Source organism: Variovorax sp. Root434 (assembly GCF_001426595.1).
In the GTDB taxonomy this organism is placed as follows: Bacteria; Pseudomonadota; Gammaproteobacteria; order Burkholderiales; family Burkholderiaceae_C; genus Variovorax.
In genome coordinates this window covers 148,320-168,728 of sequence record NZ_LMEK01000001.1, presented here as the reverse complement: position 1 = coordinate 168,728, position 20,409 = coordinate 148,320, and the positions used below count along the sequence as shown (strand labels likewise).

The following is a 20,409-nucleotide window of genomic DNA, read 5'->3' as shown; positions in this document are numbered from 1 at the left end:
GGATCAGCCCCGCTTCGTGGCGATGAGCGAACGCACTTCCGTGGCCGGCAGGCGCGGGCGGTGCGGCTCCACCTGCGCGAGCGGCGCCACTTCATGCAGGCTCGCGAGGCTGCGCACCGTGAGCGCCTGGTAGGTCTGCGTGCCCTCGAGTTTCCAGGCGATCTCGTCCTCGCCCAGCTCGCGCTTCACCTTCGCCGGAATGCCCGCGACCAGCGAGCGCGCCGGCACCTTCATGCCGGCCGGCACGAAGGCGCAGGCCGCGACGATGGCCTTCTCGCCGATCTCGGCCTCGTCCATCACCACCGCGTTCATGCCCACCAGCGCGTCGCGCCGCACGATGCAGCTGTGCAGGATCGCGCCGTGGCCGATGTGGCCATTGACCTCGATCACCGTGTCGTTGTCGGGAAAGCCGTGCACGCAGCAATGGTCCTGCACGTTCGAGCCCTCCTCCAGCACGATGCGGCCGAAGTCGCCGCGCAGGCTGGCGCAGGGGCCCACATAGCAGTTCGGGCCGACGATCACGTCGCCGATCAGCACCGCCGTGGGGTGCACGTACGCGCTCGGGTCGACGACGGGAATCACGCCGTCGATGGAATAGCTGGGCATTGGGTCGGGCTCCTTTTTTCCGTGACTCAGGGTTTGCCCTGAACCAACCCCGCTTGTGCCGGGATTGAGGTCGATCCTAAAATCAACCGAACGGTCGGTCAATAGTGTTTGCACGCCGGTCCACCCCCCCACAGAGGATGAAAGAGACACGCCATGCCTGAGCCATTGGTACTCACCGGCAACGCCGGCACCGTCCGCACGTTGAGCCTCAACCGCCCTGCGGCGCTCAACAGCTTCACGACCGAGCTGCATGCGGAGTTGATGGCGGCGCTGAAAGCCGCAGCGCAAGACGAGAGCGTGCGCTGCGTGGTGCTCACGGGCGCCGGCCGCGCCTTCTGTGCCGGCCAGGACCTCGCCGATCCCTCTGTCGCGCCCGACCCGACTCCGGGCGCCGCACCCAAGGACCTGGGCCATGTCATCTCCACTTATTACGCCCCGCTCGTCGCACGCCTGCGTTCGATGCCGGTGCCGGTGATCGCCGCGGTGAACGGCGTTGCGGCCGGAGCGGGCGCCAACCTCGCGCTGTGCTGCGACCTCGTCGTGGCCGGCCGCTCGGCCAGCTTCATCCAGGCCTTCACCAAGATCGGCCTCGTGCCCGACACCGGCGGCACCTGGCTGCTGCCGCGCCTCGTGGGTTCGGCCCGCGCGCTGGGCATCGCGATGCTGGGCGACAAGCTGCCGGCCGAAGACGCAGCGCGCATCGGCCTGATCTGGCAATGCGTGGACGACGCGGCGCTGGCCGAAACCGCGGCGGCCCTCGCATCGAAGCTGGCGGCCATGCCGACCCGCGCCCTCGTCGCCACGCGCCAGGCCATGGCCGATGCGCAGGACATGGACCTGCGGACGGCGCTCGACGAAGAAGCCCGACTGCAGCGCGTCATGGGCAATGCCAACGACTACCGCGAAGGCGTCGAAGCCTTCCGCGCGAAGCGTGCGCCGGTGTTCAAGGACCGCTGAGATGAAGCCTTGCTTCTCGATCTTTCGCGTTGTGCGTGAAACGGGTGCTTCGGGGCGCGCTCACGCCGAGGGGGTGCCTTGCTCCGCGAATGTCCCCCACCCTTCGGGCTCCTCCTTTATTTCGCTGCGCAAGGCACCCCGCCGGCGTGAGCGTTCAGAGCAATGGTTGATTGGCCGCAAACCAGCAGCGTGCCCTGTGCGCAGGACATCGGGTGCTCCCCGCAGCGAAATAAAGGAGGAGGCCGCAGGCCGGGGGACATTCGCGGAGGGGAGTACCCGGTGGCCTGGGCACGCGCCCCGAACCCAAATACGCAACTTCGAGCCAGCTGAAAAAAGATGACCGAACCCACCCGCACTCCTCAACAAACGGCCGAGTATGTCCGCGACGGCATGCTCGCGAACGACAACGCCACCCAGGGCCTCGGCATGCGCATCGTCGAGGTCGGCCCCGGCCAAGCCACCATAGAGATGAAGGTGCGCCCTGACATGCTCAACGGCCACGCCACCTGCCACGGCGGCTTCATGGCCGTGCTGGCCGACTCGACCTTCGCCTTTGCCTGCAACTCGTACAACGAACTGACCGTGGCCTCGGGCTTTTCCATCGACTTCATCGCCCCGGCGCGAGAGGGCGACGTGCTCACCGCGCGCTGCCACGAAGTGTCGAAGGCCGGCCGCACCGGCGTGTACGACACCGAAATCACCAACCAGCGCGGCGAGCGCATCGCGATGTTCCGCGGCCGCTCCTACACCGCCAAGGGCCGCCCCGCCGTTGCTGCCTGAGGAGACAAGACACATGACAGTCAAACGCCCCAACCCCGGCGACCTCGAGCCGATCGAAACCGCGAGCCGCGACGAAATCACCGCGCTGCAGATCCAGCGCCTGCGCGCCACGCTGCAGCGCGCCTACGACAACGTGCCCCACTACCGCAAGGCCTTCGACGCCAAGGGCGTGCACCCCGACGACCTGAAGTCACTCGCCGACCTGTCGAAGTTCCCGTTCACGGTGAAGAGCGACCTGCGCGACAACTACCCCTTCGGCATGTTCGCCGTGCCGCGCGAGAAGGTGGCGCGCATCCACGCCTCGTCGGGCACCACCGGCAAGCCGACCGTGGTCGGCTACACACTGAAGGACATCGACACCTGGGCCGACCTCGTCGCCCGTTCCATCCGCGCCGCGGGCGGACGGCCCGGCGACATGGTGCATGTGTCGTACGGCTACGGCCTGTTCACCGGCGGCCTCGGCGCGCACTACGGTGCCGAGCGCGCGGGCTGCACCGTCATCCCGATGTCAGGCGGCCAGACCGAGAAGCAGGTCCAGCTCATCCAGGACTTCAAGCCCGACATCATCATGGTCACGCCCAGCTACATGCAGGTGATCATCGAGCAGTTCGAGCGCCAGGGCCTGGACGCGAAAGACAGCTCGCTCAAGGTCGGCATCTTCGGCGCCGAGCCGTGGACCGAAGCCATGCGCCGCGACATCGAGGCCAAGGCCGGCATCGACGCGGTCGACATCTACGGCCTATCGGAAGTGATGGGCCCGGGCGTGGCCAGCGAATGCGTCGAGAGCAAGGACGGCCCCGTCATCTGGGAAGACCACTTCTACCCCGAGATCATCGACCCCGAGACCGGCAAGCTGAAGGCCGACGGCGAAGAAGGCGAACTCGTCTTCACCTCGCTGAGCAAGGAGGCCATGCCCATCGTGCGCTACCGCACGCGCGATCTCACGCGCCTGTTGCCGCCCACCTCGCGCTCGTTCCGCCGCATGGGCAAGATCGTCGGGCGCAGCGACGACATGATGATCATCCGCGGCGTCAACGTCTTCCCCACGCAGGTGGAAGAGATCGTGCTCGCGCACAGCGCCCTCACCGGCCTCTACCAGGTGCGCGTGAGCCGCGAGGGCCTGCTCGACCAGGTCGAGGTGCACTGCGAACTGACGCCCCACGAGGCTGCTGCGGCCGACCGCAGCGCCATCTCCGAGTGGGTGCAGCACCGCGTGAAGACGCTGATCGGCATCTCCGCCCGTGTGGTCGTGCACGGCCCCGACGAGATGGAGCGCACGCAGACCGGCAAGGCCCGCCGCGTGATCGACACGCGCCCGCGCTGAAGCCATTCCACATCCATTCACCGAAAGGACACGCACATGTACACCCAGGCAATGGACACCATGGGCAAGGACGCAGGCGACGGCAAGCAGAAGGCCGTGCGCTCCGCCGAGGAGATGAAGCTCGAAGAGCGCTTCGACGCGCACATCGACGCCGGCGACTTCATCGAGGCGAAGGACTGGATGCCCGAGCACTACCGCAAGACGCTGGTGCGGCAGATCAGCCAGCACGCGCATTCGGAAATCGTCGGCATGCTGCCCGAAGGCAACTGGATCAGCCGTGCGCCCACGCTCAAGCGCAAGGCCATCCTGCTGGCCAAGGTGCAGGACGAAGGCGGCCACGGCCTCTACCTGTATGCCGCCGCCGAAACGCTGGGCACCTCGCGCGACCAGATGTTCGACGCGCTGCACAGCGGCAAGGCCAAGTACAGTTCGATCTTCAACTACCCCACGCTGACCTGGGCCGACATGGGCACCATCGGCTGGCTGGTCGATGGCGCGGCCATCATGAACCAGGTGCCGATCTGCCGCTGCTCATACGCGCCGTATGCGCGCGCCATGATCCGCATCTGCCGCGAGGAGAGCTTTCACCAGCGCCAGGGCTACGAAGCCTTGCTGACCATGATGACCCACGGCACCGAGGCGCAGAAGGCGATGGTGCAGGACGCGGTCAACCGCTGGTGGTGGCCGTCGATCATGATGTTCGGCCCGCCCGACGACCAGTCGCCCAACAGCGCGCAGTCGATGCGCTGGGGCATCAAGCGCTTCAGCAACGACGAGCTGCGCCAGAAGTTCATCGACGCTGCCGTCGAGCAGGCCGCCATCCTCGGCGTGACCTTGCCCGACCCCGACCTCAAGTGGAACGAAGAGCGCCAGGCGCACGACTTCGGCGCGATCGACTGGAGCGAGTTCTGGCGCGTGATCGGCGGCGACGGCCCCTGCAACCGCGAACGGCTGCAGGCCCGTGTCGACGCCTGGGAAGAGGGCGCGTGGGTGCGCGAAGCCGCGATGTCCCACGCCAACAAACAACCGATGAAGGAGGCGGCATGACCGTCGAACAGAAGCAAGAGTGGCCCTTGTGGGAAGTGTTCGTGCGCAGCAAGGCTGGGCTCGATCACAAGCATTGCGGCAGCCTGCACGCGGCCGATCCGAAGATGGCGATTCAGATGGCGCGCGACGTGTACACGCGTCGACAGGAAGGCAGCAGCATCTGGGTGGTGCGCTCGGACCAGATCGTGGCGAGCGATCCGGGGGACAAGGACATGTTCTTCGATCCGGCAGAGGACAAGGTGTACCGGCATCCGACCTTCTACACACTGCCCAAGTCCGTGGATCACATGTGAGCCTCCGATGAACGCCTGCACGTGGACTTCGTGTTGCTCCCTCTCCCTCTGGGAGAGGGTTGGGGTGAGGGCTCCCGGCCTTCGCTACCGCCAGACCTTTTCCACCGCCCGCGCCCTCACCCCAACCCTCTCCCCAAGGGGAGAGGGAGCAAGACAGAGCCAATGAAATGCAAGCCTCGATCGAACTGAACCGAACACCCGCCGTGCAATACCTGCTGCGCATCGGCGACACATGCCTCGTGCTCGCGCAGCGCCTCGGCGAATGGTGCGGCCACGCACCCGTGCTGGAGGAAGACATCGCGATGGCCAACATCGCGCTCGACCTCGTCGGGCAGGCGCGCGCGCTGCTGACACACGCGGGCCGCATCGAAGGCCGCGAGCACGACGAAGACCAGCTCGCCTACCTGCGCGACGAACGCGACTACTTCAACCTCACCATCGCCGAACTGCCGCGCGGCGACTTCGCCTTTGCCGTGGTGCGCAACACCATGGTGTCCACGCTGCTCAAGCTGCTGTGGCAGCGCCTGGCCGCATCGAATGACCCCGAAGTGGCCGCCATCGCAGGCAAGGCCGTAAAGGAGGCGCGCTACCACCAGCAGCATTCGGGCGACTGGGTGGTGCGGCTGGGCGACGGCACCGACGAATCGCGCCGCCGCACCGAAAAGGCACTCAAGCAGCTGTGGCTCTACATGCCCGAGCTCTTCTTCAGCGACGCGGTCGATGCCGAAGCCAGCGCCAGCGGTCTCGGTCCGGCGTGGAGCGAACTGCGCGAACCCTGGCTCGCCGAAATGCAACAGGTGCTCAACGCCGCCGGCCTCGCCATGCCGCAGGAAGCCGCCTTCCGCAGCACCGGCAAGCACGGCGTGCACAGCGAGCACATGGGCTACATCCTCGCGGAGATGCAGCACCTGCAGCGCAGCTTTCCGGGAGGCGTGTGGTGACGAACGCCCTCGCCTCGCGCATCGACGCGGCATGGGCGGTGCTGCACACCGTGCCCGACCCCGAGGTGCCGGCCGTGTCGGTCTGCGACCTCGGCATCGTGCGCGACGTGATCGAACACGACGACGGTCTCGAGATCGTGCTCACGCCGACCTACTCCGGCTGCCCGGCCACCGAAGCCATCGAGCACGACGTGCTGGCCGCCATCGAGCAGGCCGGCCTCGGCCGCGCGCGGGCCACGCTGCGCCGCGCGCCCGCTTGGACCAGCGACTGGATCAGCGACGAAGGCCGCGCCAAGCTCAAGGCCTATGGCATCGCACCGCCCGCGCACCTGAACGCCCAGCAGGCGGCCGACACCGCCATGCCGATCAAGCTCTTCGGCCGCATCGCCGGCGAACGCATCGCCTGCCCACGCTGCGCCAGCGAGCGCACCGAGCGCCTCTCCGCCTTCGGCTCCACCGCCTGCAAGGCGCTGTACCGCTGCGTGGCCTGCCGCGAACCCTTCGAACATTTCAAGCCTATCTAAGGCGCCCCACACGATGAGCACCCTCTTCCACCCCCTGCGCGTGAAGGCCATCGAGCCCGACACGGCCGAGGCCGTCGTCGTCTCGTTCGAAGTGCCCGCCGACCTGCAGCAGGTCTTCGGCTTCACGCAGGGCCAGTACCTCACCCTGCGCCATGACATCGACGGCCAGGACCTGCGCCGCTCCTATTCGATCTGCGCCGGCCTCGACGATGGCGAGCTGCGCGTCGGCGTGCGCAAGGTGCGCGGCGGCGTGTTCTCCAACTGGATCAACGCCCATCTGCAGCCGGGTGACACCCTGCAGGTGATGGCGCCGCAGGGTCGCTTCTTCGTGCCCATCGAGCCGGCTTCGGCACGCCACCACGTCGGCATCGCGGGCGGCAGCGGCATCACGCCGATCCTGTCGATCATGAAGACAGTGCTGGCGCGCGAGCCACTGAGCCGCTTCACGCTGATCTACGGCAACCGCCAGCTGCAGTCCACGATGTTCAAGGAAGAAATCGAAGACCTGAAGAACCGCTACATGACGCGGCTGGTGCTGCAGCACGTGTTCTCCGACGAGCACACCGATTCGCCGCTGGGCTTCGGCGTGATGAACCGCGAGAAGATCGGCGAGTTCCTGGCGTCGGTGGTGCCCGCGAAGACGATCGACCATGTCTACGTCTGCGGCCCGTTCCAGATGAACGACGAGGCCGAGGCCGCGCTGCTGGCCGCCGGCGTGCCCGAGGAACGCATCCACATCGAACGCTTCGGCGTGGCGCTGCCTTCGGCCACGCAGGTCGGCGCGGTGGTGCACGAGGCGCAGCCCGGCGACGCCAGGCAGGCACGCATCGTCATCGTGCGCGACGGGCTGCAGCGCGAGATCACCTACACCGAAGGCCAGCCCAGCATCCTCGATGCGGCTTCGGCCGCGGGGCTCGAAGTACCGTTCTCGTGCACCTCCGGCGTGTGCGGCACCTGTCGCGCGAAATGCGTGGACGGGGAAGTCCGCATGGAAAGAAATTTTGCGCTCGACAAGAATGAAGTGGCAGCAGGTTTCGTGCTGACCTGCCAGGCACACCCCCTGACCGAACGCGTCACGCTCTCATTCGACGAGCGCTAGAACTTCAAAGATTATTCAACCGGAGACAAGACCAATGAAACTCTTCTTCAAGCCCCTGCTGATCGCCGCGCTGTGCGCCACCGCCGCCGCGGCGTGGGCCGACGTCAATGTCGGCGTGACGCTCTCGGCCACCGGCCCGGCCGCCTCGCTCGGCATTCCGGAGAAGAACACCATCGCGCTGATGCCCAAGACCATCGGCGGCCAGAAGATCAACTACATCGTGCTCGACGATGCCTCGGACACCACCGCGGCCGTGGCCAACACGCGCAAGCTCATCGCGGAGAACAAGGTCGACGTCGTGCTGGGCTCCACCACCACACCCAACTCGCTGGCCATGATCGACGTGGTGAGCGAAGCCAAGGTGCCGATGATCTCCATCGCCGCCTCGGCCCGCATCATCGAGCCGATGGACGCCAAGAAGAAGTGGGTGTTCAAGACGCCGCAGAACGACATCATGATGTCGCTTGCCATCGCCGAGCACATGGCCGCCAACGGCGTGAAGACCGTGGCCTTCATCGGCTTCTCCGACGCATACGGCGAAGGCTGGTCTGAAGAATTCGCCAAGGCCGCCGCGCTGAAGAAGATCACCATCGTGGCCAACGAACGCTACTCCCGCACCGACACCTCGGTGACCGGCCAGGCGCTGAAGATCATGGCCAGCAAGGCCGACGCGGTGCTGGTCGCGGGCTCGGGCACCCCGGCCGCGCTGCCGCAGAAGACGCTCAAGGAGCGCGGCTACGCCGGCAAGATGTACCAGACGCACGGCGTGGCGAACGCCGACTTCCTGCGCGTGGGCGGCAAGGACGTGGAAGGCACCTTCCTGCCCGCAGGTCCCGTGCTGGTGGCCGAGCAGCTGCCCGCCAGCAACCCGGTGAAGAAATCTGCACTGGCCTACGTCAGCGCCTACGAAGCCGCCTACGGCAAGGGCACCGTGTCGACCTTCGGCGCACACGCCTGGGACGCCGGCCTGCTGATGACCTCGGCCGTGCCCGCCGCGCTGAAGAAGGCACAGCCCGGCACGCCGGAATTCCGTGCCGCGCTGCGCGATGCGCTGGAGCAGGTCAAGGAAGTGTCGGGCGCGCACGGCGTGTTCAGCATGACCGAGAAGGACCACCTGGGTCTCGACCAGCGCGCCCGCGTGATGGTCAAGATCGAAAACGGCACCTGGAAATACCAGCCCTGATCCCGGCCTTGCTCCCTCCCCTCCCGGGGGAGGGCCGGGGTGGGGGCACGACAGCATTGACCGCCGCGCGGCCGTCAATGCGGGGGCAGCCCCCATCCCAGCCTTCCCTCAGAGGGGGAAGGAGCGAGACAGCGCAGAGACACATGGGCCAAGCCCGAAAGTTTTTTATGGATTCGCAGATCGCCCTTCTTCTGGGGCAGGACGGCATCGTCAACGGTGCCGTCTACGGTTTGATGGCGCTCGCACTGGTGCTGGTGTTTTCAGTCACGCGCGTCATCTTCATTCCCCAGGGTGAGTTCGTCGCCTTCGGGGCGCTCTCGATGGCGATGCTGCAGGCCGGCCGTGTGCCGGCCACGCTGTGGCTGCTGCTGGTGCTGGCGGTCGCGGTGCTGCTGGTGGAAATCTTGCGATGGAAGCGCGGCGCGGTGGTCGACTGGGCCTCCGCGCTCGCATGGTGCGTGGTGTTGCCGGCAGCCGCCGCCGCGCTGGTGCTGCTGCTCAAGCCCACGTCGATGACGGGCCAGACGCTCACCACGCTGGTGCTCATCATGCCGCTCGGCCCCCTGCTCTACCGCCTGGCTTATCGGCCGCTGGCGGATGCCAACGTGCTGATGCTGCTGATCGTCTCGGTCGCGCTGCATGGCGTGCTGGTCGGGCTGGGCCTGCTGTTCTTCGGCGCCGAAGGTTCGCGCACCGCGGCGTTCTCCGAAGCGCGCTTCGACGTCGGCGGCATTCCGATCAGCGGACAATCGCTGGTGGTGGTCGGCGTCACGCTGCTGCTGGTGATCGCCATGTTCCTGTTCTTCGGCCGCTCGATGGTCGGCAAGGCGCTGCGCGCCACCGCCATCAACCGGGTGGGTGCGCGGCTGTCGGGCATTCCGACCGAGCTCTCGGGCGACCTGAGCTTCGCGCTCGCGGCGCTCATCGGCGCCGTCTCGGGGCTGCTGATCGCGCCGATCACCACGGTGTATTACGACACCGGCTTCCTCATTGGCCTGAAGGGCTTCGTCGCCGCCATCGTCGGCGGGCTCGCGAGCTATCCGCTGGCGCTGGCCGGCGCGCTGCTGGTCGGCCAGCTCGAAGCCTTCGCCTCGTTCTGGGCCAGCCCGTTCAAGGAGGTGCTGGTCTTCACGCTGATCATTCCGGTGCTGTGGTGGCGTTCGCTCCACAGCCGCCACGTGGAGGACGAAGAATGAGCGCGTCTTCGAATCCCGCGACCCTGAACACACCGCCCGAAGGCAAGCCGCTGGTCACGCCGCGCCAGCTCACGCTGGTGTGCGTGGTGCTGCTGGCGCTGGCCTGGGGCTTCCTGCCCGAATTCACCGTCTCGGTGCTCAGCAACATCGGCCTGTATGCGCTGGTCGCGGCCGGGCTGGTCATGCTCACCGGCGTCGGCGGCATGACCTCGTTCGGGCAGGCCGCGTTCGTCGGCATGGGCGCCTACGCCACCGCGTGGATCTGCACCTCCCCCACGGCTGCCGCATGGCTGGGTGGCGCGGTCGGCCCTGCGCTGCTGCCGTGGGCCGGCCTGCTGCTGGGCCTGGCCTTCACCTTCGCGCTGGCCTGGATGCTCGGCGCGGTCACGCTCAAGCTGTCGGGCCACTACCTGCCGCTGTGCACCATCGCCTGGGGCCTGAGCCTGTACTACCTGCTGGGCAACATGGACTTCCTCGGTGGGCAGACCGGCATCACGGGCGTGCCGCCGCTGGTGGTGTTCGGCGTGTCGCTGGCCACGCCGCGCGCGCTCGGCGTGGTGATCTGGGCCGTGCTGCTGCTCGCGCTGTGGGCGCTGCACAACCTGCTCGATTCCCGCGAAGGCCGCGCCATCCGCGCACTCAAGGGCGGGCGGCTGATGGCCGAGTCGATGGGCGTCGACACGGCGCGCCACCGCATCAAGCTGTTCGTGCTGGCCGCGCTGCTCGCGGCGGTGTCGGGCTGGCTCTATGCGCACCTGCAGCGCTTCGTGAACCCGACGCCGTTCAACCTGAACATCGGCATCGAGCTGCTGTTCATGGCGGTGGTCGGCGGTGCGGGCCACCTGTGGGGCGCGGTGCTGGGCGCCGCGCTGATCACGCTGCTGAAGGAGAAACTGCAGGACGTGCTGCCCTCGCTGCTCGGCAGCAGCGGCAACTTCGAGGTGATCGTGTTCGGGCTGCTGATGCTCTTCGTGCTGCAGCGTTTTTCCGACGGCCTGTGGCCCACGCTGGCGCGCATCACGCGCCGCTGGGTGCGCAACGATGCGGCGCGCAAGGCGCCGGCTCCCGCGTCGAAGGCGCCGACGGTGCAGCTCGCGCAGCGCACGCTGCCCGCGAGTGGCGAACTGCTGCTGCAAGCCAGCGACGTGAGCAAGCGATTCGGCGGACTCGTGGCCAACAACGCGATCTCGATGACGCTGAAGGCCGGCGAGATCCATGCGCTGATCGGCCCGAACGGCGCCGGCAAGAGCACCTTCTTCAACATGATCTCGGGCGTGGACGACCCGACCTCGGGCGAGGTGAAGCTCGCCGGCCAGCCGATGGCGGCCAAGCCTTCGCGCGCCTTCGCCGCGCTGGGCCTGGGCCGCACCTTCCAGCACGTGCGCCTGCTCGGACAGCGCAGCGTGGCCGAGAACGTCGCGCTCGGCGCGCACCTGCGTGCGAAGCGCGGCTGGCTTGCCGCCATGCTGCGGCTGGACCGCGCCGAAGAAGCCGCGCTGTTGGCCGAGGCCCGCAGGCAGATCGAACGCTGCGGTCTCGGCGCGCATGCCGACACGCCTGCAGCATCGCTCTCGCTCGGCCAGCAGCGCGTGGTGGAGATCGCCCGCGCGCTCGCCGGCCAGCCCTCGGTGCTGCTGCTCGACGAACCCGCGGCCGGCCTGCGCCATCTTGAAAAGCGCGCGCTCTCGGTGCTGCTGAGCCAGTTGCGCGCCGAGGGCCTCGGCATCCTCGTGGTGGAGCACGACATGGAGTTCGTGATGAACCTCGCCGACCGCATCACGGTGCTCGAATTCGGCACCGTCATCGCCACCGGCACGCCGGCCGAAGTGCAGGCCAACCCGCGCGTGCTGGAGGCCTACCTCGGCGGCGCCGACGACGAACTGCTGGAAGACGCCCGATGAGCCATCCTTTGCTTCAACTCGACGGCTTCTGCGTCGCCTACCGCACCGTGGAAGCGGTGCACAGCGTGCGCCTGCAGGTGAACGAGGGCGAGATCGTCACCGTGATCGGCCCCAACGGCGCCGGCAAGACCACGCTGCTGTGCGCGGCCATGGGCCTGCTGCCTTCCACCGGCCAGCTGATGCTGGACGGCGAGCGCGTCGCGCGGCCCAGCGTCGAGACGATGGTGGCGCGCGGCGTCGCGCTGGTGCCCGAGCGGCGCGAGCTGTTCGGCGAGATGTCGGTCGAAGACAACCTGCTGCTCGGCGGCTTCTACCAGTGGCGCAAGGGCAAGCGCGACCAGCGAGCGCGCATGGACGAAGTCTTCGGGATCTTCCCGCGCCTGCGCGAGCGCCGCCCACAGATGGCTTCCACGCTTTCGGGCGGCGAACGCCAGATGCTGGCCATCGGCCGCGCACTGATGGCGCGGCCGCGTTTGCTGATGCTCGACGAACCCTCGCTGGGCCTCGCCCCACTGGTGGTGCGCGAGGTGCTGCGCGTGGTGTCGCAGCTGCGCAGCCATGGCGTGTCGGTGCTGCTCGTGGAGCAGAACGCACGCGCCGCGCTGCAGGTGGCCGACCGCGCCTACGTGCTGGAGATGGGCGCCGTGGCGCTCGAAGGCAAGGCGCGCGACCTGCTGCACGACCAGCGAATCATCGACACGTACCTCGGTATAGGAAAGAAGGAATGACCGAAGTGCCTCCCCTTCTTGCCCCCTCCCCTTCCGGGGGAGGGCTGGGGTGGGGGCACGACGGCCTCGAACGAAACGCAACGCTCGTTGGGCGCTGCCCCCATCCCAGCCTTCCCCCAAAGGGGGAAGGAGCCACACAAGGACACCCTTCATGACCACCACCCTCCAAAGCTACATCGCCGGCCGCTGGATCGGCCAGCAGGCCGCGCAGCAGCTGCGCAGCGCCGTCAACGGCCAGCCCGTGGCAGCCACGCACGCCGAAGCCATCGACTTCGCCGAAGCGCTGCAGTACGCACGCCGCACCGGCATTCCCGCGCTGATGGCGCTCGACTTCCAGCAGCGCGCCGAGCGCCTGAAGGCGCTGGCCAAGTACATCGCCGCGAACAAGGAAACGCTGTACGCCATCTCGGCCCACACGGGCGCCACGCGCGCCGACAGCTGGATCGACATCGAAGGTGGCGCCGGCACGCTGAGCGCCTACGCCGGCATCGGCACCAACGAGCTGCCCTCCGGCAACCTCGTGCACGAAGGCCCGGCCTTCCCGCTCGGCAAGAAGGGCGGCTTCGCGGGCACGCACATCCTGGTGCCGCGCGGCGGCGTGGCGGTGCACATCGATGCGTTCAATTTCCCGGTGTGGGGCCTGCTCGAAAAGTTCGCACCCAGCTTCCTCGCGGGCATGCCCTGCATCGGCAAACCGGCCACGGCCACCAGCTACCTGACCGAAGCCGTGGTGCGGCTGATCGTGCAGTCGGGCATCCTGCCCGCGGGCGCGCTGCAGCTCGTCATCGGCGGCACGGGCGACCTGCTCGACCGGCTCGAAGGGCCCGACGTGGTCACCTTCACCGGTTCGGCCGACACCGCCGCCAAGCTGCGCGTGCACCCGAACATCGTGCGCCAGTCGATCCCGTTCAATGCCGAGGCCGACTCGCTCAACTGCGCGATCCTCGCGCCCGATTTGACGCCCGACGACGAGGAGTTCGATCTCTTCGTGAAGGAAGTGGCGCGCGAGATGACAACCAAGGCCGGCCAGAAGTGCACGGCCATCCGCCGCGCGATCGTGCCGCGCCAGCACCTCGATGCGGTGGCCGAGCGGCTGCGCGCGCGGCTCGCGAAGACGGTGGTCGGCGACCCGTCGCGCGAAGAAGTGCGCATGGGCGCCCTTGCCTCGCGCGACCAGCAGACCGACGTGGCCGCGCGTGTCGCCACGCTGCTGCAAGGCGCCGAGCTGGTCTACGGCGAGCGCGACGGCTTCTCGCCGATTGGCGACGGCGTGGCCGATGGCGCGTTCTTCGCGCCCACGCTGCTGCTGAGCCGCAAGCCGCTCGAGCACGACGCGGTGCACGACGTGGAGGCCTTCGGCCCCGTCAGCACGCTGATGCCCTACGAGGGCATCGACGAGGCCCTGGCGCTGGCCGCGCGCGGCCGCGGCAGCCTCGTCGGCACGCTGGTCACGCGCGACCCGGCCATTGCGGCCAAGGCCATTCCGGTGGCCGCCGCGTGGCATGGCCGCCTGCTGGTGCTCGACCGCGAGGCCGCCGCCGAATCGACCGGCCACGGCTCGCCGCTGCCGCAGCTCAAGCACGGCGGCCCGGGCCGCGCGGGCGGCGGCGAAGAGCTCGGCGGCCTGCGCGCCGTGAAGCACTACCTGCAGCGCGCCGCGGTGCAAGGCTCGCCCACCATGCTGGCCGCCATCACCGGCGAACACGTGCGCGGCGCGGCCGTGCGCGAGAGCGAGGTACACCCCTTCCGCCGCTACTTCGAGGACCTGCGCATCGGCGACTCGCTGCTCACGCACCGCCGCACCGTGGGCGAAGCCGACATCGTCGCCTTCGGCGGCATCTCGGGCGACTACTTCTACATGCACTTCGACGAGGTGGCCGCGCAGCAGTCGCCGTTCGGCAAGCGCATCGCGCACGGCTACTTCGTGCTGTCGGCCGCGGCCGGCCTGTTCGTGTCGCCGTCGCCGGGCCCGGTGCTCGCCAACTACGGCCTCGACACGCTGCGCTTCACCAAGCCCGTGGGCATCGGCGACACCATCCAGGCGCGACTGACCTGCAAGCGCAAGATCGACCGCAACAGGAAGGACGCGAGCGGCCAGGGCCAGGGGGTGGTCGCATGGGACGTGGAGGTGACGAACCAGGACGGCGAGCTGGTCGCCAGCTACGACATCCTGACGCTGGTCTCCAAGAAACCCGTGGCAGCGGCCTCCTGATGCGCCATGAAGCGGGCAAGGCCGTGTAAATTCGCCCGCCATGCTCTTCTGGTTCCAGCTCTTCCTTTTCGTCGCCGGCACAGCGGCGCTGCTGTACGTGTCGCGCGGCCCGCTGAGCCGGCCCGGCTCGCACGGCTTCTACCGCTTCTTCGCATGGGAATGCATGCTGGTGCTGGTCGTGGTGAACCTGCCCGTGTGGCATGACGATCCGTTTTCGGCGAGGCAGATCGTCTCCTCGCTCTTCTTCGTGTTGTCGATCTGGCTGCCGATCCACGCGGTGCGGCTGCTGAAGGCGCAGGGCAAGCCGACCGAGGCGCGCAGCGACGACCCCGCGCTGTATGGTTTCGAAAAAACCTCGTCCATCGTCACCACCGGCGCCTTCCGGTACATACGACACCCGATGTACACGGCGCTGATGCTGCTGGCCTGGGGCGCCTTCCTCAAGCAGTTCACCTGGTTCACGCTGGCGCTGGTGCTCGCGGCCACGGTGCTGCTGTTCCTGACTGCCCTGCGCGACGAGAAGGAATGCATCGCGCATTTCGGCGACGCCTACCGCGCCTATATGCGCGGCACTCGGCGCTTCATTCCGTTCGTGCTCTAGGGCCTGTCATCAATCAAACGCCCTCGCGAACCCCTGCTGCGCGGTGCAGTGCAAGGCGCCCTGAACGCCGCGTAGCATCGCCACGCAAGTGAAGGGCAACGCCGCAATGCACCGCACAGCAGGGGTTCCCTCCGGGCTGGCCCCGCCATACGGCGTCTGCTTTGTCGGCCGGCTTGCCCATGGGTGACCATGGGCCGCGCCGCCCTCCGCACATCCACCGCATGGCGGGGCCAGCGCGAGGGCGTTTGATTGATGACAGACCCTAGGGTCCGTTCACACGCGCGTCATGCGCTACCTTGCGGGATGCTGACCCGCGTGCTCAGGTTCCGTTCACAAGAGCGGCCTAGCATTCGCGCATGCTGTTCGCACGCATCCGCCGTTTCGCCGAAACGCACCACAGGGCGTGGTGCGTCGCAGGCATTCTGCTGATCTTCCTGCAGCCTTTCATCGCGGTCCATTTCCGCTGCGACGGCCTGGAAGACGAGCCGATGCTGCGGGTGCGCAGCGCCAGCGACACCACTCAGTTCGAAGCCGACGACCGCGCGGACCATCCGTCCGACCGCGAGACCACCGTGTTCGCCCAGACGCCGGCAAGCATCGACCACCCCGATGCCTTCGGCTCCGCGCTGGACATGCTGATGGCGATGGTGCTGGCGCTGCTGCCGCTTGCCATTGCAGTCGCACGGCTGGCAGTGCCCGTCGTGCGCAAAGCGATCGAATACGTGCCGCCGCATGGCGGTGCTCCACCCTCCGCGCAACCCTGGCGACGCCTGCCGCCCACTGCCGCACCACCTTCCGGGATCTGAGACACGACGCCTCGCGCGTCGGGCCGTCCGCTGCGTCGCGCAGCGGGCTCTCTCGTCCCGTCGAAAGGTTTGACCATGTCCGGTTCTTGCTGTTGCACACACCCCACCGGGTGCTGCTGCACGCCCATTGTTTTCTCCCGTCCATCGAAGGTGGCGCCATGAACGCGCTCAACCTCACGCTCTTTCAATGGCTCGCAGCCGGCAGCCAGCCGACGCCGTGGGTGCTGTCCGTGGCCTTGGCCCTCGCGCTCTGGGGCAGCTGGCTGAGTGCCGGTGTGGTCGCCGTGGCGCTGTGGCGGCATCGCGCCGACCGGGCCTACCTGTGCATCGTGGCGGCGCTCGCGGGCCTCGCCTCCATGGCCTCGCACGCGATCTCGCTGTCGCTCAACATGCCGCGCCCCTTCGTGCTGGGGCTGGCACCGTCGTATATCGAGCATGCGAGCCGCGGGTCTCTGCCCAGCACGCACGCAACGGTGATGTTCCTGGTGGCGCTGGCCTTCCTGCTGCGTCCCAGCCTGCGCAGGCTGGGCGTGCCTCTGCTGGCGCTGGCGGCCCTCACCGGGTGGGCGCGCGTGTACGTGGGCGTTCATTTCCCGCTCGACATCGCCGCAGGCCTGCTGCTCGCGTGCGCGATCGTGGGAGTGCTCGCCGCCGCGCAATGGTTCGTACGCCATTTCCTCTCTTTTCAGGCGTCGCACGCCGGCCGCACGCGCGACGACAAGACGACGGCCGCTTCTTTCTGGAGGCATCCATGATCTCCTCGACCCACACCACCAGGCATTCACGCGCACCGGCCGGTCTCCCCCAGGCTGAGGCTCCCGCGCCGCACACGGCCACGCCGCTCGCACCAGAGGCAGGCGCGCGCAGCATTTCCTGCGTGATCCCGTGCTTCAACGAAGCGGCCAATCTACGCCACCTGCTGCCGCTGCTCGAAGACATCCTCTGGGCCACGCACATGCGCTGGGAGATCATCGTGGTGGACGACGGCAGCACCGACGACACCGCCGCCGTGGCCGAGGCGTGGTGCGAGCTCTCCGGCTTTCGCTGCATCTCGCTGTCGCGCAATTTCGGCAAGGAGGCCGCGCTCACCGCGGGCCTCGCCGCGGCCACCGGCGATGCGGTGGTGCTGCTCGACGGCGACCTGCAGCACTCGCCCGAACTCATCCACACGATGGTCGCGCAATGGGTGGCCGGCGCGGAGGTGGTGTACGCGGTGCGCGAGAAACGCAGCGACGAAAGCCGTTTCAAGCAGATCGGCAGCAAGCTCTTCTACAGCCTCGTCAATTCCTCTGACCGCTTCGCCGTGCCCCGAGACGCGGGCGACTTCCGCCTGATGGATCGCAAGGTGGTCGATGCCCTCATGAACCTGCCGGAACGCAGCCGCTTCATGAAGGGCCTGTACGCCTGGGTGGGCTTTCGCGCCGTGGCGCTGCCCTACACGCCCGCGCCGCGCGCGGCAGGCAGCAGCTCCTTCAACGCCCGGCGGCTGGTGCGCCTGGCCCTCGACGGGCTGACGGCCTTCACCACCTGGCCGCTGCGCATCGTCAGCGTGGCGGGGCTGCTGCTGGCGCTGCCGGCTTTCGCCTATGGCACCTTCGTGGCGATCGATTACCTGATGTTCGGCAACGCGGTCTCGGGCTGGACCACCATCGTCGTGAGCCTGATGTTCTTCATCGGCATCCAGATGATCTCCACCGGCATCGTGGGCGAGTACATCGCGCGCATCTACGAGGAGGTCAAGGGCCGCCCGCTGTACGTGGTGCGCCGCGAGAGCGGCACGGGACTCGCGGCCGAAAAACCATGAAGCGAACCGCCCCTGCATGGTGGACTGCGCCGCAGGCACTGTGGCTCATTGCCGCCCTCTTCGCGTGGCTGCTGGCCACGGCCTGGGTACGCCCGCTGATGGCGCCCGACGAGGGCCGCTACGGCGGTGTCGCGCTCGCGATGCTGCGCTCGGGCGACTGGCTGGTGCCGCGGCTCGACGGCCTGCCCTTCTTCCACAAGCCGCCGCTGTTCTACTGGATCGGCGCGGCCGCAATGGCGGTGACCGGGCCGGTGGAATGGGCCGCACGGCTGCCATCCGTGCTGGGCGCGGGCGCGGCGGCGGCAACGCTGTTCCTGTTCCTGCGCCGGTGGTCGACAGTGCAGCTCGCGCTGCTGTCGACCGTGGTGCTGGTGACTACGCCCTTCTTCTTCCTGGGCGCGCAGTTCGCGAACCTCGACATGCTGGTGGCCGGCTGCATCTCGGCCACGATCCTGCTGGCGGCCGGCGCCGCATTAGCGAAGGAGCGCGAGGAACCCTGGCGGGCGCTGCTCGCAGGCGCCTACCTGTTCGCGGCGGCCGGGCTGCTGGCCAAGGGGCTGATCGGCCTCGTGCTGCCCGTGGCGGTGATCGCGATCTGGTGTGCGGCAACGCGCAGGTTCGCGGCGCTGCGGCTCGCGCTGTGGCTGCCCGGCTGGGCGGTGCTGCTGGCCGTGGCCAGCCCGTGGTTCGTCGCAATGCAGATGAAGTACCCGGAGTTTTTCGACTACTTCGTCATCACGCAGCACTTCCGGCGTTTTGCGTCCTCGGGCTTCAACAACGAGCACGGCTTCTGGTTCTACCTGCCGGTGCTGGCGGGGCTCACGCTGCCGTGGTTCGCGTGGGTGTTCGTGCCGCGGGGCAAGGACGATGCCGCGCGGCCCGGGCGCTCGGATGTCGACTGGCTGATGTGGATCTGGCTCGCGGTCATCGTGGTGTTCTTCTCGCTGCCGCGCTCCAAGCTCGTCGGCTACGTGCTGCCGGCGTTGCCGCCGCTGGCCTTCCTGATCGCGCAGCGCGTGCTCGCGGGCCGTGTGCCGGAAACGCTGCTGCCCAAGGTGCGCGCGATGACGCTGGCCGCCGCCGCCGTGTGCATCGCCTGCGTGGCCGCCGTCACGGTCCTGGCGTCACCGCCGGGCGCGCGGCTGCGGCTGCCGCCCGGGCAGGCGGTGGCGCCCGGCGACCAGGTGCTGATGCTCGACAGCTACTACTACGAGATTCCCTTCTACTGGAACCTGCGCGAGCCCGTGCTGATATCGGACGACTGGCAGGCCGCGGCCCGGGACACCCGCGACAACTGGCGCAAGGAGATCTCGGACGCCGGCCGCTTCGAGCCCGCGCGCGCCGCAGCCACGCTGCTCGACCGCACGCAGCTCGCGGCCACGCTGTGCGCGCCGCGCGTCACCTGGCTCGTCGGCTCGAACACGGCACAGCTCGCCAACCCGTGGCTCTTTCGCGCGCAGCTGGTGGCGGTGAACGAAAGCGCCGCCGCGTGGCGCTTCGCGGGCAGCGCCACGCGCGATCCGCACTGCCTGGACGTTGCGCCCGCCCCGGCTTCCGGAACGAGCGGCAATGACTGAGGCGACGCGCTACCTCTGCATCTGCGCCGACGATTTCGGCATGAGCGCGGGCATCAACTCCGCCGTGTTCGACCTGGCCGAACAGGGAAAGATCACCGCCACCAGCGGCATGGTGCATCGCGACGCCTGGGAGGAAGGCGCGAAGGTGCTGAAGCTCATCGACCCGGCACGGCTCGACGTCGGCCTGCACCTCGACCTCACGCGGCCCGCGCTCGCCGGCGGCCCCGAGCCCGGCCTGCTGGGGCTGCTCGCGCGGACGTACACGCGCACGGTGTTCGCGCCGGGGCTCCAGGCCGACATCCGCGACCAGCTGACGCGCTTCGAGGACGCCATGGGCCGCGCGCCCGTGTTCGTCGACGGGCACCGGCACGTGCACCAGTTTCCGGTGGTGCGCGAACTGCTGGTGGAGGAGATCGCGCGGCGCTATGCGGCGTCGCCGCCCTGGATCCGCAACACGGCACCGGGCGCGCAGCATGGCCCCGACCGGTTGAAGGCCCGGGTCATCCACGCACTGGGCGGCGCGCGGCTGGCCGCGCTGGCCGCGCAACGCGGCATTCCCATGAGCAGCCGCCTGCTGGGCGTCTACGATTTCTCGGGCGACATGCAGCGCCACGAACAGCGCCTGTCCGAATGGCTATCGGCCTGCCGCACCGGCGACGTGCTCATGTGCCACCCGTCCGCCGGCATCCTGCCCGGCGACCCGCACGGCGGCGCCCGGTTGCGCGAGTACGCCGTGCTGCGCGGGTTGGTGCTTGCAGCGGGCATCGGGAGCGGCGGGATTGCGCTCGCGCCGCTCTCGCGGTGCCTGCCCCGGCCATCCTGACGGCAAC

The 20,409-nt window shown here is 68.5% G+C and carries 20 protein-coding genes; 19 read left to right on the top strand and 1 reads right to left on the bottom strand.

Annotated elements, in window-relative coordinates; all coding sequences use genetic code 11:
* Positions 1 to 3 precede the first annotated feature (3 nt).
* Positions 4 to 606, bottom strand: coding sequence for a phenylacetic acid degradation protein PaaY (locus ASD05_RS00770; protein WP_056586285.1), 603 nt, complete (start codon positions 604 to 606; stop codon positions 4 to 6).
* A 153-nt stretch (positions 607 to 759) separates the two neighbouring features.
* On the opposite strand from ASD05_RS00770, the gene ASD05_RS00765 reads away from it, so the two are divergent.
* The 19 genes from ASD05_RS00765 to ASD05_RS00675 all read left to right on the top strand — a co-directional run bounded on the left by ASD05_RS00765 (position 760) and on the right by ASD05_RS00675 (position 20,402).
* Positions 760 to 1,563: an enoyl-CoA hydratase-related protein gene (locus ASD05_RS00765; RefSeq protein WP_056586282.1), complete on the top strand. Its 804-nt coding sequence runs from the start codon at positions 760 to 762 to the stop codon at positions 1,561 to 1,563.
* 336 nt (positions 1,564 to 1,899) lie between these two features.
* Entirely contained in the window at positions 1,900 to 2,343 is a 444-nt protein-coding gene (gene paaI / locus ASD05_RS00760; RefSeq protein ID WP_007837426.1) for a hydroxyphenylacetyl-CoA thioesterase PaaI, read from the top strand.
* Positions 2,344 to 2,356: 13 nt separating this feature from the next.
* Positions 2,357 to 3,667: a phenylacetate--CoA ligase PaaK gene (gene paaK, locus ASD05_RS00755; protein ID WP_056586278.1), complete on the top strand. Its 1,311-nt coding sequence runs from the start codon at positions 2,357 to 2,359 to the stop codon at positions 3,665 to 3,667.
* Between the two features lie 36 nt (positions 3,668 to 3,703).
* On the top strand, positions 3,704 to 4,714 hold the full coding sequence (gene paaA, locus ASD05_RS00750) for a 1,2-phenylacetyl-CoA epoxidase subunit PaaA (protein ID WP_056586275.1): 1,011 nt from the start codon (positions 3,704 to 3,706) through the stop codon (positions 4,712 to 4,714).
* Positions 4,711 to 5,007: a 1,2-phenylacetyl-CoA epoxidase subunit PaaB gene (gene paaB / locus ASD05_RS00745; RefSeq protein ID WP_056586272.1), complete on the top strand. Its 297-nt coding sequence runs from the start codon at positions 4,711 to 4,713 to the stop codon at positions 5,005 to 5,007. The genes paaA and paaB overlap by 4 nt, the downstream gene beginning before the upstream one ends.
* Before the next feature lie 167 nt (positions 5,008 to 5,174).
* Positions 5,175 to 5,948, top strand: coding sequence for a 1,2-phenylacetyl-CoA epoxidase subunit PaaC (paaC, locus tag ASD05_RS00740; RefSeq protein ID WP_056586269.1), 774 nt, complete (start codon positions 5,175 to 5,177; stop codon positions 5,946 to 5,948).
* The gene (gene paaD / locus ASD05_RS00735; protein ID WP_157609916.1) at positions 5,945 to 6,472 is read left to right on the top strand and encodes a 1,2-phenylacetyl-CoA epoxidase subunit PaaD; all 528 of its coding nucleotides are present in this window, start codon (positions 5,945 to 5,947) and stop codon (positions 6,470 to 6,472) included. The genes paaC and paaD overlap by 4 nt, the downstream gene beginning before the upstream one ends.
* Before the next feature lie 13 nt (positions 6,473 to 6,485).
* The gene (gene paaE / locus ASD05_RS00730) at positions 6,486 to 7,571 is read left to right on the top strand and encodes a 1,2-phenylacetyl-CoA epoxidase subunit PaaE (RefSeq protein WP_056586263.1); all 1,086 of its coding nucleotides are present in this window, start codon (positions 6,486 to 6,488) and stop codon (positions 7,569 to 7,571) included.
* 34 nt (positions 7,572 to 7,605) lie between these two features.
* Positions 7,606 to 8,754 (top strand): ABC transporter substrate-binding protein, encoded by a 1,149-nt coding sequence (locus ASD05_RS00725; protein ID WP_056586260.1) that lies wholly within the window; start codon positions 7,606 to 7,608, stop codon positions 8,752 to 8,754.
* Between the two features lie 167 nt (positions 8,755 to 8,921).
* Complete coding sequence (locus ASD05_RS00720) at positions 8,922 to 9,950, top strand: branched-chain amino acid ABC transporter permease (RefSeq protein ID WP_056586256.1); 1,029 nt, start codon at positions 8,922 to 8,924, stop codon at positions 9,948 to 9,950.
* A complete protein-coding gene (locus ASD05_RS00715; protein ID WP_056586253.1) occupies positions 9,947 to 11,851 on the top strand; it encodes an ABC transporter permease subunit in 1,905 nt (634 codons plus the stop codon). Before ASD05_RS00720 ends, ASD05_RS00715 begins: the two co-directional genes overlap by 4 nt.
* Positions 11,848 to 12,579: an ABC transporter ATP-binding protein gene (locus tag ASD05_RS00710; RefSeq protein ID WP_056586251.1), complete on the top strand. Its 732-nt coding sequence runs from the start codon at positions 11,848 to 11,850 to the stop codon at positions 12,577 to 12,579. Before ASD05_RS00715 ends, ASD05_RS00710 begins: the two co-directional genes overlap by 4 nt.
* 151 nt (positions 12,580 to 12,730) lie before the next feature.
* On the top strand, positions 12,731 to 14,791 hold the full coding sequence (paaZ, locus tag ASD05_RS00705) for a phenylacetic acid degradation bifunctional protein PaaZ (protein WP_056586248.1): 2,061 nt from the start codon (positions 12,731 to 12,733) through the stop codon (positions 14,789 to 14,791).
* 40 nt (positions 14,792 to 14,831) lie between these two features.
* Positions 14,832 to 15,392, top strand: coding sequence for a methyltransferase family protein (locus tag ASD05_RS00700; RefSeq protein WP_056586245.1), 561 nt, complete (start codon positions 14,832 to 14,834; stop codon positions 15,390 to 15,392).
* A 356-nt stretch (positions 15,393 to 15,748) separates the two neighbouring features.
* On the top strand, positions 15,749 to 16,198 hold the full coding sequence (locus ASD05_RS00695; RefSeq protein WP_056586243.1) for a hypothetical protein: 450 nt from the start codon (positions 15,749 to 15,751) through the stop codon (positions 16,196 to 16,198).
* 158 nt (positions 16,199 to 16,356) lie between these two features.
* Positions 16,357 to 16,953 carry a phosphatase PAP2 family protein gene (locus ASD05_RS00690; RefSeq protein ID WP_056586240.1) on the top strand — a complete coding sequence of 199 codons (597 nt, stop codon included), beginning with the start codon at positions 16,357 to 16,359 and terminating at the stop codon, positions 16,951 to 16,953.
* Positions 16,950 to 18,002 carry a glycosyltransferase family 2 protein gene (locus tag ASD05_RS00685; RefSeq protein WP_082571929.1) on the top strand — a complete coding sequence of 351 codons (1,053 nt, stop codon included), beginning with the start codon at positions 16,950 to 16,952 and terminating at the stop codon, positions 18,000 to 18,002. Before ASD05_RS00690 ends, ASD05_RS00685 begins: the two co-directional genes overlap by 4 nt.
* On the top strand, positions 17,999 to 19,579 hold the full coding sequence (locus tag ASD05_RS00680) for an ArnT family glycosyltransferase (RefSeq protein WP_056586236.1): 1,581 nt from the start codon (positions 17,999 to 18,001) through the stop codon (positions 19,577 to 19,579). The genes ASD05_RS00685 and ASD05_RS00680 overlap by 4 nt, the downstream gene beginning before the upstream one ends.
* Positions 19,572 to 20,402 carry a ChbG/HpnK family deacetylase gene (locus tag ASD05_RS00675; RefSeq protein WP_056586232.1) on the top strand — a complete coding sequence of 277 codons (831 nt, stop codon included), beginning with the start codon at positions 19,572 to 19,574 and terminating at the stop codon, positions 20,400 to 20,402. The genes ASD05_RS00680 and ASD05_RS00675 overlap by 8 nt, the downstream gene beginning before the upstream one ends.
* The last annotated feature ends 7 nt before the right edge of the window (positions 20,403 to 20,409 follow it).

What these genes read in the sequence shown, in the direction of transcription:
- ASD05_RS00770 (WP_056586285.1), bottom strand. Translation starts at nt 606, where the DNA reads ATGCCCAGCTATTCCATCGACGGCGTGATTCCCGTCGTCGACCCGAGC.
- ASD05_RS00765 (WP_056586282.1), top strand. Translation starts at nt 760, where the DNA reads ATGCCTGAGCCATTGGTACTCACCGGCAACGCCGGCACCGTCCGCACG.
- paaI (WP_007837426.1), top strand. Translation starts at nt 1,900, where the DNA reads ATGACCGAACCCACCCGCACTCCTCAACAAACGGCCGAGTATGTCCGC.
- paaK (WP_056586278.1), top strand. Translation starts at nt 2,357, where the DNA reads ATGACAGTCAAACGCCCCAACCCCGGCGACCTCGAGCCGATCGAAACC.
- paaA (WP_056586275.1), top strand. Translation starts at nt 3,704, where the DNA reads ATGTACACCCAGGCAATGGACACCATGGGCAAGGACGCAGGCGACGGC.
- paaB (WP_056586272.1), top strand. Translation starts at nt 4,711, where the DNA reads ATGACCGTCGAACAGAAGCAAGAGTGGCCCTTGTGGGAAGTGTTCGTG.
- paaC (WP_056586269.1), top strand. Translation starts at nt 5,175, where the DNA reads ATGCAAGCCTCGATCGAACTGAACCGAACACCCGCCGTGCAATACCTG.
- paaE (WP_056586263.1), top strand. Translation starts at nt 6,486, where the DNA reads ATGAGCACCCTCTTCCACCCCCTGCGCGTGAAGGCCATCGAGCCCGAC.
- ASD05_RS00725 (WP_056586260.1), top strand. Translation starts at nt 7,606, where the DNA reads ATGAAACTCTTCTTCAAGCCCCTGCTGATCGCCGCGCTGTGCGCCACC.
- ASD05_RS00720 (WP_056586256.1), top strand. Translation starts at nt 8,922, where the DNA reads ATGGATTCGCAGATCGCCCTTCTTCTGGGGCAGGACGGCATCGTCAAC.
- ASD05_RS00715 (WP_056586253.1), top strand. Translation starts at nt 9,947, where the DNA reads ATGAGCGCGTCTTCGAATCCCGCGACCCTGAACACACCGCCCGAAGGC.
- ASD05_RS00710 (WP_056586251.1), top strand. Translation starts at nt 11,848, where the DNA reads ATGAGCCATCCTTTGCTTCAACTCGACGGCTTCTGCGTCGCCTACCGC.
- paaZ (WP_056586248.1), top strand. Translation starts at nt 12,731, where the DNA reads ATGACCACCACCCTCCAAAGCTACATCGCCGGCCGCTGGATCGGCCAG.
- ASD05_RS00700 (WP_056586245.1), top strand. Translation starts at nt 14,832, where the DNA reads ATGCTCTTCTGGTTCCAGCTCTTCCTTTTCGTCGCCGGCACAGCGGCG.
- ASD05_RS00695 (WP_056586243.1), top strand. Translation starts at nt 15,749, where the DNA reads ATGCTGTTCGCACGCATCCGCCGTTTCGCCGAAACGCACCACAGGGCG.
- ASD05_RS00690 (WP_056586240.1), top strand. Translation starts at nt 16,357, where the DNA reads ATGAACGCGCTCAACCTCACGCTCTTTCAATGGCTCGCAGCCGGCAGC.
- ASD05_RS00685 (WP_082571929.1), top strand. Translation starts at nt 16,950, where the DNA reads ATGATCTCCTCGACCCACACCACCAGGCATTCACGCGCACCGGCCGGT.
- ASD05_RS00680 (WP_056586236.1), top strand. Translation starts at nt 17,999, where the DNA reads ATGAAGCGAACCGCCCCTGCATGGTGGACTGCGCCGCAGGCACTGTGG.
- ASD05_RS00675 (WP_056586232.1), top strand. Translation starts at nt 19,572, where the DNA reads ATGACTGAGGCGACGCGCTACCTCTGCATCTGCGCCGACGATTTCGGC.